At 40.5% G+C, this 19,104-nt stretch carries 11 protein-coding genes; 4 read left to right on the top strand and 7 right to left on the bottom strand.

The window, feature by feature from the left end:
• Positions 1-76: 76 nt before the first annotated feature.
• The 5 genes from GTQ34_RS10820 to GTQ34_RS10795 all read right to left on the bottom strand — a co-directional run bounded on the left by GTQ34_RS10820 (position 77) and on the right by GTQ34_RS10795 (position 11,931).
• Entirely contained in the window at positions 77-3,253 is a 3,177-nt protein-coding gene (locus GTQ34_RS10820; protein ID WP_235915024.1) for an immunoglobulin-like domain-containing protein, read from the bottom strand.
• A 16-nt stretch (positions 3,254-3,269) separates the two neighbouring features.
• Positions 3,270-4,130 (bottom strand): glycoside hydrolase family 16 protein, encoded by an 861-nt coding sequence (locus GTQ34_RS10810; protein ID WP_417936277.1) that lies wholly within the window; start codon positions 4,128-4,130, stop codon positions 3,270-3,272.
• A gap of 33 nt (positions 4,131-4,163) precedes the next feature.
• Positions 4,164-5,591 (bottom strand): glycosyl hydrolase family 16, encoded by a 1,428-nt coding sequence (locus GTQ34_RS10805; protein WP_166523823.1) that lies wholly within the window; start codon positions 5,589-5,591, stop codon positions 4,164-4,166.
• A 12-nt stretch (positions 5,592-5,603) separates the two neighbouring features.
• A complete protein-coding gene (locus GTQ34_RS10800) occupies positions 5,604-8,792 on the bottom strand; it encodes a glycoside hydrolase family 2 TIM barrel-domain containing protein (RefSeq protein ID WP_166523822.1) in 3,189 nt (1,062 codons plus the stop codon).
• Positions 8,793-9,129: 337 nt separating this feature from the next.
• Positions 9,130-11,931 (bottom strand): helix-turn-helix and ligand-binding sensor domain-containing protein, encoded by a 2,802-nt coding sequence (locus GTQ34_RS10795; protein ID WP_166523821.1) that lies wholly within the window; start codon positions 11,929-11,931, stop codon positions 9,130-9,132.
• 163 nt (positions 11,932-12,094) lie between these two features.
• Between GTQ34_RS10795 and GTQ34_RS10790 the strand changes: the two genes are divergently transcribed.
• From GTQ34_RS10790 to GTQ34_RS10780, 3 genes are all read left to right on the top strand, one after another.
• Positions 12,095-13,144: a helix-turn-helix domain-containing protein gene (locus GTQ34_RS10790; RefSeq protein WP_166523820.1), complete on the top strand. Its 1,050-nt coding sequence runs from the start codon at positions 12,095-12,097 to the stop codon at positions 13,142-13,144.
• Between the two features lie 89 nt (positions 13,145-13,233).
• Positions 13,234-14,508 carry an NTP/NDP exchange transporter gene (locus tag GTQ34_RS10785; protein ID WP_166523819.1) on the top strand — a complete coding sequence of 425 codons (1,275 nt, stop codon included), beginning with the start codon at positions 13,234-13,236 and terminating at the stop codon, positions 14,506-14,508.
• Positions 14,505-15,431, top strand: coding sequence for an aldo/keto reductase (locus tag GTQ34_RS10780; protein ID WP_166523818.1), 927 nt, complete (start codon positions 14,505-14,507; stop codon positions 15,429-15,431). The genes GTQ34_RS10785 and GTQ34_RS10780 overlap by 4 nt, the downstream gene beginning before the upstream one ends.
• 584 nt (positions 15,432-16,015) lie before the next feature.
• On the opposite strand, the gene GTQ34_RS10775 is transcribed toward GTQ34_RS10780, so the two are convergent.
• Together GTQ34_RS10775 and GTQ34_RS10770 are read right to left on the bottom strand one after the other, a co-directional pair.
• Complete coding sequence (locus tag GTQ34_RS10775) at positions 16,016-16,444, bottom strand: LytR/AlgR family response regulator transcription factor (protein ID WP_166523817.1); 429 nt, start codon at positions 16,442-16,444, stop codon at positions 16,016-16,018.
• Positions 16,445-17,045: 601 nt separating this feature from the next.
• Positions 17,046-18,464 carry a hypothetical protein gene (locus tag GTQ34_RS10770; RefSeq protein WP_166523816.1) on the bottom strand — a complete coding sequence of 473 codons (1,419 nt, stop codon included), beginning with the start codon at positions 18,462-18,464 and terminating at the stop codon, positions 17,046-17,048.
• Between the two features lie 113 nt (positions 18,465-18,577).
• Between GTQ34_RS10770 and GTQ34_RS10765 the strand changes: the two genes are divergently transcribed.
• Positions 18,578-19,102 carry an RNA polymerase sigma factor gene (locus GTQ34_RS10765; RefSeq protein WP_166523815.1) on the top strand — a complete coding sequence of 175 codons (525 nt, stop codon included), beginning with the start codon at positions 18,578-18,580 and terminating at the stop codon, positions 19,100-19,102.
• Positions 19,103-19,104: the final 2 nt, after the last annotated feature.

Genomic DNA, 19,104 nt, shown 5'->3' with positions numbered 1-19,104 from the left:
TTTGTTAGTGATTGATGAAAAAAGGCTGGCAAATTGGCTTTTTTGCCAGCCTTGAAAAATCAGAACTTATTAATCCTTATTCTAAAACTACATCATCTATATAATAGGTTTCCGAACTCGAAGTTGGATTATTTCCCGTGTCAAAATCAGGGATTATGACAATCGCATTGTAAATGTTTGGATTAAATGTTCCTGGTACTATAGCACCGAAATCGAAGGTCAGTTCTACCCATTCATTCGCATTCGTTACTGTTTGTTGTATGCTGTAGTTTGGAATACCAGGATCTGTGGGTCTTGACTGTAATTCAAACTGAACTACAACATTCGGTTTGGAGGAATAAATTTTAACCTTAAAGGTTCTGGTCGTGGTCAAATCCAAAGGACTTGCGAATACATTTTCCATTCCACCATAGAATTCAGTTCCCACTGGTTTATTGAACTCATACACATTGGCAGAAGTATTAATTCCTCCAGAAACCGGATTTGCAATAATGGATCCATTTACACTTGCGGGTTCGAAAACACCGCCAAACTCTTCACCACTTTCAAAATCTGCCGGTAAAGATGACAATGGAGTAAGGCCGCCGCCTCCACCGCCGCCAGAATCATTATAAAAATAAATATTGTCCACATAAACGGTACCAGTAACCCCAACAACATCTAGAATCAGCTGGCTAAAGTCAGTAGGCGTTGCAGTAAAACCACCTGTTTGAAAATCGGCTATTGAAACATCTATGGAGGTCCATGATCCGGCCGAAAGGTTCGTTGTTTCATCACCCTGGGTATCATTGCCACCACCAAATCCATCTCCAGCAAAGTCTACAACCCTTGTTAAAAAGTCAACTGAATTTTGCGACCACACATCGATATGGAACATGGTCATGCTGGAAAGATCTACACTGGCGCTAAGTGTTTCAACTCCGGCAAAGTCTAAATCCGTGTAAAGTTTGGTATCATTTCCAGCCACCTGCACATCGCTTACGCCACCACCAACACTAAAGGCTGCATAAAACGTATCCACTGTAATATCTGTATAGGCGTTACTAAAGAGCGAAATAACATCTCCAGGATCCCTAGCAGGAGGTGTTGGAGCAGCACTAAAGGGCATACTTGGATCTACCACGTTTACTGTTCTTGTCACTTCTGCCGCCGCGTTCCCTGCAGCATCACTAACATTATACGTAATTATATAAGTATCGATAGTATTGGTATCCACAGTATCTCCTCCTACAACAATATCACCGGTTATCGGACCATCCGTATCATCGGTAGCGGTCGCTCCTGGATCCACAAAAGAATCGCCTACATTTACATTAACGACAGCATCCCCGTTCAAGGTGATTACGGGAGGTGTAGTGTCGCCCCCTCCTGAACTTCCGTTACTGCAAAGCCTAATATTATCGAATTGAATGGTCCAATCCGCACTGCCATCACCGACGGTGCCATTGTCCATGATCAATGTAATGGCCGTAACAGTACCCACATTGCCCCCAACTGGGCTAAAGTCATAGGTTATGGTCTCCCAGCCTGTGCCAGAGGTGGGAACAATTACCTCAATATTGAGTCCTTCCAACTTGAACAGCAGCTGTCTCACTGCCTCAGAGTAGACATCAATCGAGAATACCCCTGAATCAAAAGCGATATCAGGATCTACCTCAATCGTGATTCCGGCAAAATCCGCACCGGCATTCTTAACGTATTGGCCTACTTTAGCACTTGTGTTCACCGAGGTGTCGGGATTGTCTATTATGGTACCTACCCCACCTCCAAAGTTGGCGAAGATGGCATCGGTATCGGTTTCAAAATCATTGACCAAATCGCCGCCACAGTCGTCCAGGGAAGCACCACCTCCGCCGCCACCGCCAGAAGTGCCAAGGGATAGATCATCGATATAATACGTACCACCTTCCGCTACTGGATCAGTGATGCCATCTGGATTGTCTGGTTTTATAACCAATTGATTATAGGCCATTGGTCCACCTGGTAAGCCTGTAAAGGTAAACTCCACTTCCGTCCATTCATTGGCATTGGGTATGGTAACAAATACGGGTGTAGGATTTCCAGTTGGGGGTACTGTTTGTGGATTTAGTGCAAGTTCAAATCGGAAGACAACGTTGGCCTTTGTAGAATACACTTTCAAGCTAAATACGTCTGTGGTTGTAAGATCAAAATTACTTTCAAAGGTATTTTGAACTCCAGCAAAGAAACTGGAACCTGTAGGTTTATCGATTTGTAAAACAAAGTCGGAGGTATTGATACCCGTTTTAAATGGATTTTCCACCAGCTCAGAAGTAATTCCATCACCGAAATTCTCTGAAGAAAGGAAGGTTTCGCAGCCTTCAAAGTCTACAGGAAGCGCAGTAGCCGCAATCAATTCATCCGTACATCCAGAAGGAGCAGGTTCTGCAGTGGTTTGAATAATATTATCCACAAGGAAAGTACCCTCAACTCCTGGGTCGGCACTGAACCCTATAAACAATATGATTCCACTATATTGACCATCTGGAACCAGCGCTTGGCCATTTTGGGGATCATCTTGAATAAAACTAGCGACTCCATCCGTTGCAAAGTCAAAACTTAAGGTTTCCCAACCTGAACCGGTATGGGTAGTTAAAACCTCTACATCTCGTGCTCCGGCAGCACCATCCTCAAACTTGACCAAAACATCGATTGCTGTTGATGCGAATAACTCCAATTGAATTGTCTTATTATCACCGCTGAAGTCCACAGCAGTTCCCAACGGGAATTGTACATTTTGGAATTGACCGCCACCGGTTTCCATTTGTCCAACATTGGTATCGTTTCCATTACCGGTTTCGGGGTTGGCCACTACTGAGAATCCGATATTGTCACCCACAATGTCACCATAAGCCACATTGGTACCGTCAAAATCAATGGGCAAGGCCAATGGCGTGGGAGGTATTGGGATATTAATGGTGATTTCACTTTCAAAAGTGTTGGAAGCTCCGGCAGTATTGAACGCTGTTAGCACTACGGTATAGGTGCCGCTAGCGCCATAGGTTTTTACAGGATTTATTTCGGTTGAGGCATCCCCATCTCCGAAGTCCCATTCGTAACTCGTTGCTTTTTCAGATATATTGATGAATTCCACTGTACCAGTATCTTCATCCAAGTTGAAGGTAAAGCTCGAAAGCACCTGTGGCAACAACGTATTGTCGTCGTTTTCACATCCCAAAAATAGGGCCAAGATGAATACGGATATCAGCTTGGTTTTTGTTAGTAATTGCTTCATAATCGTAATAGTTAGTTTAGTTTATCTCGTTATACTCGTATACTCTTACATAGTCCACCAACATGGTTTGTGGAAATTCTGTTTCTGCGTTAGGGGAACCTACGAAAGTACCCCCGACTGCCACGTTCAATAAAATATAGAAAGGTTTATTAAATATCCATACCCCTTGGCCATCCGTTTCTTCATCCACATCTTCGGGAGTAATTTGATTGTATAGTACATCATCCACATAATAGTTGATATATTCCGGACCCCACTCGATTCCAAAAACGTGAAACCCTGTATCAAAGCGATCGTTTTCCAACGTGTATTCCTTTGATATGGCATCACCACCAAAGTACCCAGGACCATGCACACTGCCAATAAGTATTGATGGGTCTTGTCCCCGGTATTCCATGATGTCTATTTCCCCAGCTCCTGGCCAGGGGTTTTCATCATCATCAGCTCCGAGCATCCAAAAGGCAGGCCATATGCCTTGCCCCCAAGGTAAGCGTATACGCGCTTCAAAACGACCATATCGCTGTTCGAACTTGTCTTTGGTAATCAACCTGGCAGAAGTGTAATTGGATCCTTCGAAGGATTCCTGGTTTGCTGTAATCAATAAAATTCCATTTTGGGCCTTAACGTTCTCCGGCCTGTCGGTATAGTACTGCAGTTCTTTGTTTCCCCATCCATCCTCACCAGTACCGATATCAAATCCCCAGATACTGCTATCAGGTGCACCATCCGTATCGAATTCATCGGACATGGTCAGTTGGGAAAAAGTTGCCACGGTCTGTGTATCATCCGTTTCACACCCGAAAAAGGAAATTAAGCAAGCGACAAAAAGATATTTCAAAGCCGCTGACGTTGTTTTCTTTGTTTGTATATTTTTCATGTTCATTTTTTTGAAGTTGATTCCGATACCTCACTACTCTGTGTAGAAATAAATATTGTCCAATGTAAAGTTTGGACCGTCTATTAGAAGGAGGGCTCCCAGATTGTTCTTTTGATTGGCTATATCCCCATCCAGAGGAATATCAAAGGATGTCCATTGTCCTGCGACCAAACCTGTAAAAGTAAATCTACGATCTTTATCATCCCCGATGGGAAGCCCATTACCCAAGTCGGTGTTAATTTCTCCATTTGCTCCAACATCCCTTATCTGAATTTCAAACTCAGTCCCCGCTTGGTCTACATACACATCCACATGCAGGAATGTCAGGTCAGAGGCATCCACTGTATTCTCGAAGACTATTCCTGAAAAGTTGTTATTGCTGTAGGATACAATAGTGTCATCATTCAGTGTGTTGAACGCAAATTCGGTCGTTGAACCTCCGAATCCGGGGTTAAAGTTGCTTTCAGTTTCACTTACATAGGCGTCACTGAATATCGATTTTACATTTTCGGAAGGTCGGGTAGGTGTGGGTGCTGCCTGAAAATTGCCCGTAGAGGTAACTTCCAAGGAACCCGCTGCACGAACCCCCGCAACTGTGGCGGAAATCGTCGCAGTACCTGTTCCAACCACATTAATTTGTCCCAGTTCATTTACGATTGCCACTCCAATGTCCGAAGATTCAAAACTATAATAAGATGGTGCGATCAAAACAGTTTGGTCAATCCCATTACCAAGATTAAACGTTTGGGTAAGTCCAGTAACTGGAATGTTTGAGCCTATAAAAGTCTGTTCTTGCAAATCATCACCTGAAAATATAAAAGGTCTGGGTTGGGCAATAGTTCCCAATTTTTCAAAACGCAACTCATCAATCCAAAAGGTAAACCCTAAACCACCAGTACTTTGGCTACCCGCAGAAAAGAAAAACATACCTCTTTCCTGTACTAATTTTGATGGATCTGGTATGGGAATAATGACTTTCCGCCAATCTGTTGACAAACGAATATTTGGGGCAATTACAGCGAATTTATCTTCACCAAAATCAGTTCCAAAGCCTACTTCGCCAATGGTAGCGGTTGTAGAACCCTTGGCATAAAAAGTCAGGGCATCAAAACCGGTGAGGTTTCTACCATCGCCGCGATCCAAGAAAATACCGCCGATGAAGCTTCCATCGGGGTCATCGGGAGCAGGAACGTCAATTCGTATGGAAGATTGCCCTTCAAAGGCGACGTTATCATCAGTACCAAAACCTTCTGGATTTGCAGGATTAGCACCCGATGGGTCAAAAGAGTCGAAGAACTCATCCGTAAGACCTACAGGTTCATCGGTAAATATGTCTCCATTGGTCGTGAACGTATCAAACTCCACATCATCAGAAAAGTCTCTCTCACAACCCAAAAATAGGGCAATTCCCAAGCTTAAAATTAGCGATGAACGTATCTTGATATATGTTTTATTTTTCATGTTGCTTTATTTTTAATTCCCGATATTGATGTGAACGTATGTCATGATCTCCCATTCGTTTCCATTATCAAAACCAACTGGACTTATCGTCGGTTCGTTAGAAAACTCTCCGGACACTTGATTGGGAAGATATCTTGGCGAGAATTCGTTCAATGATCTCCATGTCCCTCGAATTCCGATTTGAGTACTGGGAAGAATAAACCAATCTGGTTTGCCTAGCGTGGTTGAAATATCGAGCATCAACTGCACCGGGTAGGTAAGGTTAAAATCACGATGGTAATCGTAAGGTCCCCAATCATTGATCTGCTGGGTGTAGCGCAATCTGAACTTTTTATAAATCATTCTAATGTCTCCACCAAAACGATAAATCAATCTGTCCGAATCACCATTGCCCTGTCCATTTCCATAATAGAAATTTCCAATAATCCCCAAATCTGGTCCAATTTTAGAAACCATTCTGGAATGCACTTCCCATAGGTCCTCAGCTGGAGCTGAATTTGGAAAAGCGAAGAATGTACGATTAGCCTGGAAACCGATATGCGCATCCATTGTAGTTGGGAGATGACGATATACAAAGCCCAAATTCATGGCAAACTTAGCATCTTCTGCCCTATCGTTGTCCCACTCGTACATCCAAGTACCTGGAGTTGGGTCATAGGTAATCAGTATTTCACCCGCCGTAGTTTCACGATTTGCCCGGACTGCAAAAGGGTCATCAATAATATTTCTTAACCGTGCAGGTCCTTCCGCATCCTGGGGCATGGCTTCGACCAATGGCTTTTGCCACATGAAATTGGGTGCAATCTGAAAATTGCCAGTGGCATATGTAAACCCAGATAAAACATTGACCTGATTGCCACTTCCGGTATCTCTTAATTTCCAACCTGTAAAAGTTAAGGTTTGGTCTGCACCCCCATTGGCAATGAGTCCCATAGCTGCGGTTTGGCCGTACCAATTGAACTTACCCCCTTCATAGGTCACTTTGAATTTACCACCCCAATTATCAGATTCTTGAATTCTGTCACGAAAAACCACATAGTTCCCGGGAGTGCCCCTAACGTCTTGAAATCCAATACCATTTAAAGGACTACCAGCCCAAATACCTCCTATTTCAAAACCAAATTTTCCAAATTCCCTTTCTACGGCAAGTGCTGCCCTTTCTGTTGGCCATGGAGGAATCACACCACTTCGTGTCTGATTGACATCCAGAACTCGTCTACCATTTTCATCTAAAACAACATTGGTCTCAAAATCCCGATGATAAATACCCGTAACATTGAACTTTCCTATGTGTCTTCGATATTTGAACAACATGGTTGGATTGGCACCCCACCACAATTGGGGGCCTACTGCAACTTTTAAACCTTTTAAAGGGCCTTTCCCATCTATTTCAGCTCCAAGAATTTCACCATTGTATATATCTAGGTTTGGTCCATAATTGGCCTCAGGATAAAAACCAAAAAAGTCTCCTTCATATCCCCAATGGTAATGACCCGTCCTGTAGAATCCTCGTAAATCAAATTCTTTGGCTTTCCATTCAAATTCTGCCTGGTACACTCTAACCCTGTTCACATCAGAAACGACCACGTCGCCTTGATCGGTACTTACATCGATTGGACGTGCATTATTCTCATAAAATATTTCATTAATAGGATTTTGGGCAACGTTTCCTACCACATTTACATTGACTTCGGCCCGCATATTGGGTGCTGGATTGCCCTCAACTCCAATAAAATAGGATTGCATATGATCAAAGCCCAGTTGATTTGGAAACGTATTAGGATCCTCGGGATCGGGTGTGTCCGGTGTCGTTATAAGCGAACCCCCAGTACTAAAGGTTGCAAGTTTTGCCTGAAGATTACTGATGCGCAGCAGGTTGCTTTGTTCGCCTTGAAGTGCTGCTTTGTCCCCTCTAGCTTTCAAAACAGCCTCCATTAATTCGATATTCTTAAAGTGATTTTGAACGAATTCCGCATCAACACCATCGGCATAGGGGTTGAGTTGGTGCGCTTCTTTCAATGCGTAATATGCCGCTCGCGGATAAAGGTCATAGAGACCTCTAGGGTTTGTAGCTCCCTTGGCACAAATCCCAAACCATTCTTCATTCATGTTGTTGGCTCCTTCATAGGCCAGGTCACGTGCATATCCTCCATTGGACCATGAGGCATTGTTGTCATGAACATCTGCGTTCTCCCTGTCATCAAATCCATATTTCCACCAACCATCACTGAATTGGAAGGTAAAACCTCCAATAGAATTTCCGACCTTGCCCAAGCCTGCAGCATTCTCATATATTTCTTTCCAGTTACCAACCATATAATAGGCTTGGGAAAATTGGTCTTCTTTGTTTTCAACGGCATTGAATGCATCAGCACCAAATTCGGTGAACATTACAGGTTTGTTGAGTTTGTCCTTAACTACTTGAAACATGTCTCCGAATGAAACTCCACGATAGGTGTTGGTTCCGTAGATATCCACGTCCTTGCATTCCTCTGCAACGATATCAATAAAGAGGACATCTCCATTACAAATAGCCACTGGATGTGAAGGGTCCATGGCCTTCATTTTTTTCGCAGCCTCATTCATCAAACGGTACATAGGTCTTCCTCTGCTTTCGCCAATGAAATCTATCCTCCCTTCATCATCGGGAAAATCTTCTGTTTCGGCTCCAGCCCAGAACAGCCCATAGTTATTTTCATTACCTAATAAATACAGTAATAGACCAGGGGTATCTTTGTATCCTTTGACCAATTCTTCCATTTCTGTCATCAAAAACTCCATAGTCTTAGGATCATCATAAATCGTCACTGGTGTCCAAACACCATCAAGTGTTAACCCATAGCGACCAAACGAATGATTGAGCATGGTATAGATGCCATAGTTTTCATAGATGTATCTAATCCATTTGGCAGGAACACCGGTATATTGACGAATGACATTGACACCCATGTTTTTCAGGAGTGACATTTCGGTATCAAGGCCCGCTTTAATAATGTCATCCGATTTTTCCCAAAATTGTGCATTTACCGTGTTGGTACCAATGGGGATGTAATCCCAGTTCATTCCATTAATCATGAAATCCTCTCCATTGACCACCAATCTCGTGCCCGTTTCCTCACTTACAACGGATACCTTATCCGCTTGTGCGTGGACACCCATGCTGAACAGTAAAAAAATTAGTACGCGCAGATAGTTTTTCATAGTAGTGTGTTAGTTTAAGTTGATTCTGTTGTTAAGGTAATTTTGTAAATTTTGCAGACAAGGATTTCAAGGTTTCAAGACCTTAAACGATTAAACTTCCTCAGCAAAACAAAAATTGCCATTTTACAGAACGTTAAACTTAGCTTAAAGAACTATCAATTCCATAAAAAATACCTCAACAAAAAATATACAACACAAAAAAAGACCCAATTTTTTGCGACATTGTCATTGTGCCTGTTTTTACGGGGCTTAAGGAAAAGAATGGTGTTTAAAATTTATGTAAGAAAAATCAACATGTATAGGTGTTGTTGTGGAAAATAGGGCAAACTGTATAGTGCTATAGCTTAAGAATATAGTCTACAAGATTGTCCTCGTGAGCCAATTCCATCTTTTTTCTGAGACGGTAGCGTTTTATCTCCACACTTCTAACAGAGATGTTCAGCAGCGGAGCAATCTCTTTGGATGAAAGATTCAAACGTAAATAGGCACATAACCTAACATCATTAGGTGAAAGATTTGGATGTGCCTTTTTCAATTTTTTCAGGAACTTTCGGTCAGCATTGTTAAATGCTTCCTTGAACATTTCCCAATCATCATTCTGGGTAAGGTTCTTATCGATTACACGAATGATCGGCTTTATGGATTCCTTGTCCTCAACATTAGATACTAGCTGTTCCTTTACTTTAGACAGCAACTCATTTTTCCTAATAATGCTTAAGGTAGATGCTGCCAATTCATTGCTCTTACTTTTGAACTCTTGTTGAAGTTGTTCATTTTTGATCTTAACGATCTCCTTTTCATTTTGAGCCCTGGCAAGCTCCATTTCCTTTTTGTTTTGTTCTATCAATACCCTTTGTTTTTTGTGATAGTGACGCCTGTAGGCCTGATGCATCAGTAATGCTCCCAAAACAAAACCGATGACATATAAGGCCAAAAACACATTGGAGAGATACCAAGGTCTATTTATCTTGAATGAATAGGTGGCAATATTGTTGGAAATCGTATCCCCAATCTTGGCTTTAACCCTAAACGTATATTCACCAAATGGGAGATTCTCGAAAGTCGCCGTTGATTCTTCCGACCAGTTGCTCCAATTATCATAGATTCCCTGTAGTTGGAATTGATAATTGGTGTTTAAATATTTGTTGTACTCCGCAGCGAAAAACGTAATCTCCAAGTTGTTCTCGTGGCTTTCAAAATTTCCTTGTGCATCCTTTTTCACAAAGGTTTTTGTATTATTCTCCTTATTCGTCTTTGAGACATTGTCTATGTTAACTTCGAATTCCTGTTCCGTTACATCTTCAATATCCACAATCAGATAACCCGAGCTGCTCCCGATTAAATAGTCTCCACTATCTCCAAATTCCGTTACATTTTCATATCCCACTATATCACCTCTCATTTTTTCCAATAAGGGTATGGATTCAATAATAGGAGTATTCGCCAGCTTACCCTGTGAGATTATCCCAATATCATCATTTGTGAATATCCAAAGATGGCCTTTACGCTCATCCAAAATCATTTTCCCGGATACATAATTGTTTTCTGTGAACACGTTACTCAAAATACTATCCTTGATGAAGGTATTCGAATTTTCATCATATTTTAAAACTCCCTTCTTATAAGCGTATAACAGATTGCCATTATACTTTGCAATCCCCGTATTAAATCCTCTAAAGGTGGTATCGATATTTACGTTACTGGCTTTGATATAGTCCGGGTCCACCTCCATACTAAAGATTCCTTTGTACTCATGGTTCACGAAAACCTTGTCTCCAAGAATCTCAAAAAATCGTGAAGAGTTCTCAAATCCTTCAATTTTATTTCGAAGTCTCCATTCGTCCCCAATCTGTTCTAAAATATAAAGGCCGTCATAGTTTCCCTGCAACAAAAGGTTTGGTTTTCCTGGCACACGTCCAATCTTCCAGGTACCTTCCACATTGGCAACACGTCTGGCATTGCCTTCTTCAACAATAAAAGTTCCCCTGTGATGACAGCAAAAAAGCGTTTCGCCTATGATTTTTAAAGACCAAACCTGCCCCTGGGTACCTTTAATCAATCGAAAGTCCTTTGAGCTGTTTATGGGTTTATAAAAAAGTCCTTGGTTGGTACCTAAGTAGAGCATATCATTCTTCACGATTGAGGCATAAATACTACCCACCACTCCTTTATTGTCATAGTAAACCCTAATCGGGGATTTAAGGTCCAGATAGCTCACACCATTGTCCAGGCCCAACCAGATATTATGGTCTAAATCTTCCATCAGTGACAGTACCGTATTATTTCTTAGTCCCTTAATCTGGTCTATGTGTTGGATAAGCTGCCCGTTCTCATCGAGAAGGATTACCCCATTCGAAATGGTACCAAGTGCGAAACTGTTGTCTTCCAACTGTATGGCACTATATGTGCTTATTTTTGGAGACAGGCTGTCCAGACTTGATTCCCACTTTGCAATCTCTCCGTCATGGGCACTGAAAAGACCGTTATTCCGAGAAATCAACAAAATGTCATTCTCTCTTTGAAAAATATTAATGATTTCGTCCTTAACCGCAGGTCCATCATCATAAGCCAAAATCGGCATGCCATTTTCTATCCTAAATATTCCTTTATCGCTTTTCTGAAAGTAAATGCTTTCCCCCACTTTAAACATGCGGAACAAATTGGTTTCCGAATCAATGATGTGGAACGAATCATCAACAGTATTGTACACATATATTCTGTTGAGCGATTGAAACAAAATCCAACTATCCATATGGAAAATGCCCCAAAACTCCTCGTCTTGAATCAGCTTTTCCGCAATTTTTTTTGACAATGAGGTGTACTCCAGTTGTCCAAAACCATTCCGAATCCAATAGCCGAACTCCATATAACATCCTGTATAAATTCTGTCTTCCACAACCTTTACGGAACGCATGATTGTTTCATTCGGAGAGGGGAATAGCTTCCATTTGGCACCATTGAATTCCAAAAGACCCTTGCTGTTGGCTATATACAGGAGTTTGTCTTTTGATTGTGATATGGCCCAGTTTTGATTTTCGGCCTGATAATCGGACGGTGCATAATTTTGAATAGGCGGAAGCTCTTGTGAAAAGAGTGATACAGCACTTAAAAACAGGCAGAGAATAGATGGCAGTCGCATTACTTTTGAAAATCTTTTTCTTAAGATATGACCTTTTTTCAGAAAAACACAAATCGGTCTACTTCATCATTATAAAGAAAACTCATGCCGAACAGTGATTGTGTTGAAAGGGAAAGAAAAAATAATTATCTAACTTTATCCTTGAAGTTAATGCGACCTGTAAATGAGAGCACTAAAGATTGGTAAAGAAATTGAACTTTTGATTGCCTTGGTTGCAGCGGTACAAGGTTTTTACCTTTCCATCATTTCTTTCCTTTCAAGAAAAAGATCTCCATCGGCATTGTTGCTCAGCGTGGTGTTCTTTAGTGTTACCCTCAGAATAGTTAAATCTTTGCTCTGGGTTTATGCTGAGGATGTGGAGCTATGGGTATTGAATTTTGGTTTCCTTGCCCACTCGGTGTATGGCCCTGCCCTTTTCCTATATATTTATTGTGAGCTCTATAGCAAAAAGTGGACAAGCATTTTTTTCATCCATTTTGTTCCATCTCTCTTTTTACTCCTAACACTTTCCTCCCTAACCTTAGATAGGTTTTGGTACTCATTTGGATATTCAACACTGCTAATTCATCAAGGGTTGTACATAGTTGCCACTTGGATTATGTTTTTGGTCGGTCTCCGACAAGGCCATTTGGCTCATACCATTGAAAAAGAAAGAAAAAGCTGGTACATGTTGCTTTTATTGGGTGGTTTTTTACTTCAACTGGCCTACTTTTCCAATTACATACTGGGACTGACCCCTTATCTGATGGGGCCCGTGATCTACGCGATATTCTTATTTGTGACCAGTATTTATGTATTCAAGTACCCACAGGTTCTAAGTGCTTCAAAGGGCAATCAAAATATTGCCATAGCACCAGAGCATGTAGAAAGGATTAGCAAAAGGCTTTTGGAACACATGAAAACGGAGCAGCCTTTTTTAAATCCAAACTGTACACTTGGCAGTTTGGCCAAAGAAATTAATGTGCAACCTTACAAGCTGTCCTATTTAATAAATAAAGAATTTGACCAGAATTTTTCCACGTTCTTGAATACCTACAGAATCCAAAAAGCAATGCAATTGCTACAGGATGAAAATTATCGAAGTATTAAAATTTCTGCCATTGCCTTTGATTGTGGGTTCAATTCACTTTCATCTTTCAATACTGCCTTCAAAAAAGCTACTTCCCAAACACCATCAGAATTTCGGGCAGGGAATAACTTGACAGATTTGTAAATCTGTCAGCCTCTTTTCAGAATCCAATAGGTTCTTCCTTCCATCTTAATCAAATTTGAATACAAGCTTAATTCTTGGGTTCAAAATTCATGGATGTCATCGAGAAAATATTACTGGTAAAACCTAAAGAAAGGACTTCTGTTCTACTGTCCTTTTTCTTTTTTTTCAGTCTGCTTTGCGCTTATTTTGTACTAAGGCCCATACGTGATGAAATGGGTATCCAAAATGGTGCTGAAAACATGCAATGGCTTTTTACCGGCACTTTTTTGGCAATGCTTTTCATCGTTCCTGTCTTTGGCCTCTTAAACAGGAGATACAGCCCATTTAGCTTGCTTTTGTATTGCTACACATTCTTCTTTCTAAACATTCTTGGATTCTATGGGCTATTTCACCTTGAAATTGGATTGGGTTGGTTACCAACGGCATTTTTTATATGGATCAGTGTTTTTAATCTCTTTGTGGTGTCGCTTTTCTGGAGTTTTATGGCCGATTTGTTTTCGAGTTTTTCTTCAAAGCGGGTTTTCGGTGTTATCGCATCCGGTGGCAGTTTGGGTGCAATTTCAGGGCCTCTTTTGTCCAATTACCTATCCTATCTTGTAAGTTTTAAGGAAATGCTTCTGGTTGCGGCGCTATTATTATCGATTGGAATTGGCTGCATGTTAGGCCTCTTTTCCATGGCTAAAAATTCTCTCCCAGAAGAAAACAGGATGTCCAAACAAAAACGGAGCAATCAAAACAGCGGTCTGTTTTATGGCATTAGTAACACTTTTAAATCAAACTATCTTTTGGGGATAGCTACCTTTGTATTGCTTTACACTTCCATTTCCACTTTTCTTTATTTCGAGCAGGCCCATTTATTGGAAGTAGCCAGCTTAAACAGTGGTCAACGAATATCCTATTTTTCCAAAGTGGATTTGGCAACCAATACATTGGCCATAGTTGGCCAGTTGCTTTTTACATCTCGAATCATAAAAAAGATGGGTTTAGCATTAACCATGGCCATAATTCCGTTGTTGGTGGCCATCGGTTTATTCCTAATGGGTTTTAAATTATCCTTAATATTGATAGCCGTTTTGTTGATCGTTCACCGGGCCGGGAACTTTTTTCTACTGCGACCAAGCAAGGAAATTCTTTTCACCGTTACCTCGCATGAATATAAATATCAGTCAAAAAACTTTATCGACACGGCCATATACCGGGGAGGTGATGCGATAACAGGATGGTTTTTTGCCGGCCTGACCTCATTGGGATTGGGGCTGTCAACAATTGCCCTTGTTGCTGTGCCCTTGGCCTTGCTTTGGTCGTACAACGGTCTTAGGTTGGGACTTGGACATGCAAAAAGAGAACTAAATACATCAATATGAAAACTATAAAATCAAGAAGGGAAGCACTGGAACTTTGCGGCTTAGGAGCAGCCAGCCTTTTTATGCCATTTTCCATGATGGGGATTCCTTTCTCCAACGTCATGAAGCTTAGGAAAATACCCATGTCAGGAGAGCAAATCCCTGTTGTGGGCTTGGGCACCTGGCAAACTTTTGACGTAGGGTCTTCTACTGAAAAGAGAGCAATTCTATTGGAAGTATTGAAAAAAATGCATGAAAAAGGGGGCAGGGTCATTGATTCATCCCCAATGTATGGGAGCTCAGAATCCGTGGTGGGTGATTTGACCGAAAAAACCAATTACCCTAACGAGTTTTTTTATGCTACAAAAGTGTGGACGCAAGGTAAAGAAGCGGGACTACAACAAATAAAAAACTCTATAGGAAGAATAAGGCAAAAACAAATGGATTTGATTCAAATTCACAATCTGGTAGATTACCGGACACATATTAAGTCCCTTAGGTCTTTAAAAGACAATGAGACCATCCGCTATTGGGGAATTACCCACTATGTGGACAGTGCCCATGATAGGTTAGCAGCCATAATTAAGTCGGAACACCCAGATTTTGTTCAGTTCAACTATTCGATTCGGTCACGGAATGCCGAAAGGGTCCTTCTGGAAACTGCTCAGAAATACAGTACAGCAGTTTTGATAAACCGGCCCTTTGAAGGAGGCTCATTGTTCCGCCTTACCAAAAACAAGCCATTGCCAGAATGGTGTGAAGGGTTTCAAATAAAAAGTTGGGGACAATACTTTTTAAAATATATTTTATCCCATGAAGCGGTTACATGTGTTATTCCAGGTACATCCAAACCTCATCATGTTATTGACAACATGATGGCCGGATATGGCAACATGCCTGATCAGAAAACCCGGGAGAAAATGTATAGTTTTATTAAAAACTAAAAAGGCATTTTAGTGCACTTAGCCTGCTTTGTTTTCTAATCCTGTATGGATGTTTTGCGACTGCGGGAGAATCAATCAATTTCATTTGTCAATTCGTTATTCAATATCTCGTGATTTTCTAATTCAATCGAATAGGTTTTCGAACAGAACGGATTTAAACTCCTGTTCCTTGAGGAATCATGGCTACTTATCCACAACACATATAAAGAAAAGCCCGGACTTTACAATCTCGGGTTTTTTGGTTTGGTATGTCAAATTGGAAATGCCATAGGAATACAAATCATTTAATTTGGTGACATTCACTTTATCGGAGGAGACTCTTGTCTTTTTGAACTGTGGACAATCAAAATTCTCGTTCGTTTGATTGTTCCGTTGTCATCATTGTTTACCTGTTTTTATGGTAACGATCATTATTGACCCGCTGAGTTATAAAAATCCTTTGTTGAAAAAGTTGCTTTGATTTTTCATCGGCATCGAAAAAAGGTTTGAACAGTAGTTGCATTACATTGTTTAACAGCTTAGCAAAATCATTCATAATATGTGTTTTTATTGGTTTTTTACTTTTAGTTTTTAAGAAGCTGGATTTAACTTGCTTTGGGCAATCTCTCTATCCATACGTACTCCGTGGTTGCAAATTTTGCCGATTTTTCCAATACTTGATTTTTAAGCACTTTGTCAATGGATTTTTCAAATCGGGATTTATTCATGGGCTTGACCAGATAATCCTTGACGTGGTCATATTGAAATGCATGAAGCGCAAATTGCGAACGGGTGGAGTTTAAGATTACCTGACAATCATATTCTATAAAATTCAATATATCGAAACCATTTAATTCTGGCATTTCAATGTCTAGAAACAATACATCAGGACGTAAGCTATTGACGGCAGCAAGCCCTTTTATAGGATCGTTAAAAAAATCTACCAATTGTATGTTAGGGTGGTTTTCAATCAATTTACAGGTAGCCATTTGTTGTAGTGGCGAATCGTCGATTACAATTGCAGTTAAAGTCATGTTTAGTTAGTTTGGTTTATACTATTGAAACAAGTACACCGCAATTCTTCCTGACCCAAAAGGACAAACGGGCTCTTTTTTCGATAAAGGTTCAAAAGCATTTATTTTATTGGCAAAACGAGTAGGCTCTTTCTTACCAATCTTGCTGAATGAACTACCCACAAGAATGGTCCATACCAAAACCAATTAAGGTGTTGGTCGATTAGATTTCAATTAGGTGCAAAATTCATTCTCAGCTAAGTAGAAAAGTGTTTGTTCATTGGGGAAAGGCTGAGCCAAGTCTTAACACGAAAGCCGCATACCATGAACATATGGCCTTTTAAAGCGAAGTAACGTTCATAACATTAAATCTCTTAAGGAATTAAAAAAAGAAGTGGCATTTCCAGAGAATTTTAAGAAGGAATGCTGATTTGCCATTGTCTCTGACAAAGCATTCTATCCATACTATGGTCCGCCAACCAATCGGTGATTGAATACCTATGACGTACCTAAAACAATGAAACTCAAAAATGGCCTCCTGTTTGGTAATGGATCTGTACGAACCACCCGAACAAAAGGCCAACTATCCCGTCCTAAAATCTACTCAGGACTTTTCTTAATATTATTGCTTTGTCAGGACCAGTATGTCATTACCTCCCAATTCTCTTAATTCCACTTGGGTATCGGACACTGAATCAATTTCCCAACCCATATTGAGCTTTTCAAATGGAACGGAATCCGCAAAATCCAATACCAGTCTTGTATTACCATTTTCAGTACTCCATGTACCGTTAATTGGAGTGCCATTATCGGCAACAACTGTACCGTCATTGTTGAAACTTATGTTATATCCAACAAAATTTGCGGTTTCATCAATAGCTCCGTCCATATAAGAATCTACTTGCCAAATTCCATCTTCAAGCACGGTGTCGACATCTGGACCTGCATTCCCTCCAGGGTTACCATTAGTACATGCATCCTGAAATCGAAGCGTATTCCCATCACCCTCATGAAGTGTTATTTTTGTTATTCCAGGTGTTTCCAAAATTCTATTCAGGTTCCACGCGGCATTGAAGTCGTTTAAACTTGGGATATCAATGACAACAAGAATATCATTTCCTGACCCGCTGGCCGACCAAGTGCCCAAAAAGACTTCCGTTTCAGAGGCAGCCGTTAAATTACCATCTTCTTCAAAGCTAAATGCAAGATCATCGTATTGGCTTTTAAGGTTTTCTCCATCAAGACTGAACTTGTTCACTCCAAAGTCAGCGCATCCAGCAAAGGCTTCTTGAAGTTGCTCTACAGTACAATCGTTACAATTGTCATCGTCAAAATCATTGTCATCATCTTCGTCACATTCCTCGATAAAGCCTTCAATGGTATTTTCAAGCTCTTCTAAATCGGAAATTTCCAGTTCCGTATTATCGGTCAAAACCAAAACAATCGGAAATTCAATATTTACAATGTCGTCTTCATCCAACTCCTCTATAAAATCGTTCAGGGCTTCATCGCTATCCAACGAGATGGTATCGAACAGTTCGGTGTTGGGATTGAAAATGGAAACAGATATAGGATAAACGATGTCCACACATTCGATATCATCATCGACTTCGTTCTCACCTGGACAAGTTTCTGCTAAATCTTCCAATTCTTCAGCACTTGAGACCATTGTTTCGGTGTAATCAGAAAATGTAATGGTTACAGGGAAGACTATTTCCAAGGAGTCGGTATCATCATCACTCTCTTCAAAAATAAGTTCGATTTCATCAAGGTCCCCTTCCTCTTCTACGGTAATTTCAGTACCATTGACTATAACTGTCACGGGAAGCGCTATTGAAAAACAATTGGCTTGATCTAAGATATTATCCGTGGAACCGTCTTTTAGGGATGTTCTGAACAAAAGATTCGCTGCATTCGAATCTGCCTGTAAAGCTTGTTCAGGTGATGTTCCTAGAGACTCAAATTCCTCTTTCCTACAAGAGGTGTTCATTATACTTAACGCAAGTAGTAAAATGCCTAAATGTTTTGCAATATTTTTCATGTTCTTGAGGTTTCTTGTAATTTAGTATTTATACATAGAACAACTAAACGGTTTAAACTCCTGAAAAATTTTAAAAAAAGATTCTATCTTTAGTAAACTAAACTCAACCTTAATTGAAGAATATCCTATATCAGGACGTTTGTGATGAGTCCCTGTTCGCAAAAGTCTATGAAAAGTATGCCAAAAGTCTCCATGATTTCCTTTATTATAAGTATGGCGATAAGCTAAACCCTGGCGACAAAGCCCAAGATGCTTTTGCCAAGCTTTGGGAGAACTGTAAAAAAGTCACCTATGAAAAGGCCAAGTCGTTTTTGTACACCGTGGCCAACAACTTAATGCTCAATGAGGTAAAACATCAAAAAGTGGTCTTGAAGTACCAAATTGAAGCTCCTAAGGGATATACCAATGAAAACCCAGAGTTTTTATTGGAGAAAGAACAGTATTATAAGAAATATCAGCTTGCCCTTTCCAAATTATCCGAAGAACAACGCATTGCCTTCATGTTAAATAAGGTCGAAGGAAAGAAACACGAAGAAATTGCCCAATTGTTGGGTGTTACCCGAAAGGTTGTAGAGTACCGTATTTACTCAGCTTTTGACCAATTGAAGAAAGAATTGGAAAATTTTAGGATAAAATAGTC

It is taken from the genome of Flagellimonas ochracea (assembly GCF_009903685.1).
GTDB classification, from domain to species: Bacteria; Bacteroidota; Bacteroidia; order Flavobacteriales; family Flavobacteriaceae; genus Flagellimonas; species Flagellimonas ochracea.
Note: the sequence above shows the minus strand (reverse complement) of the source record. Positions and strands in the feature narration are given on the sequence as shown.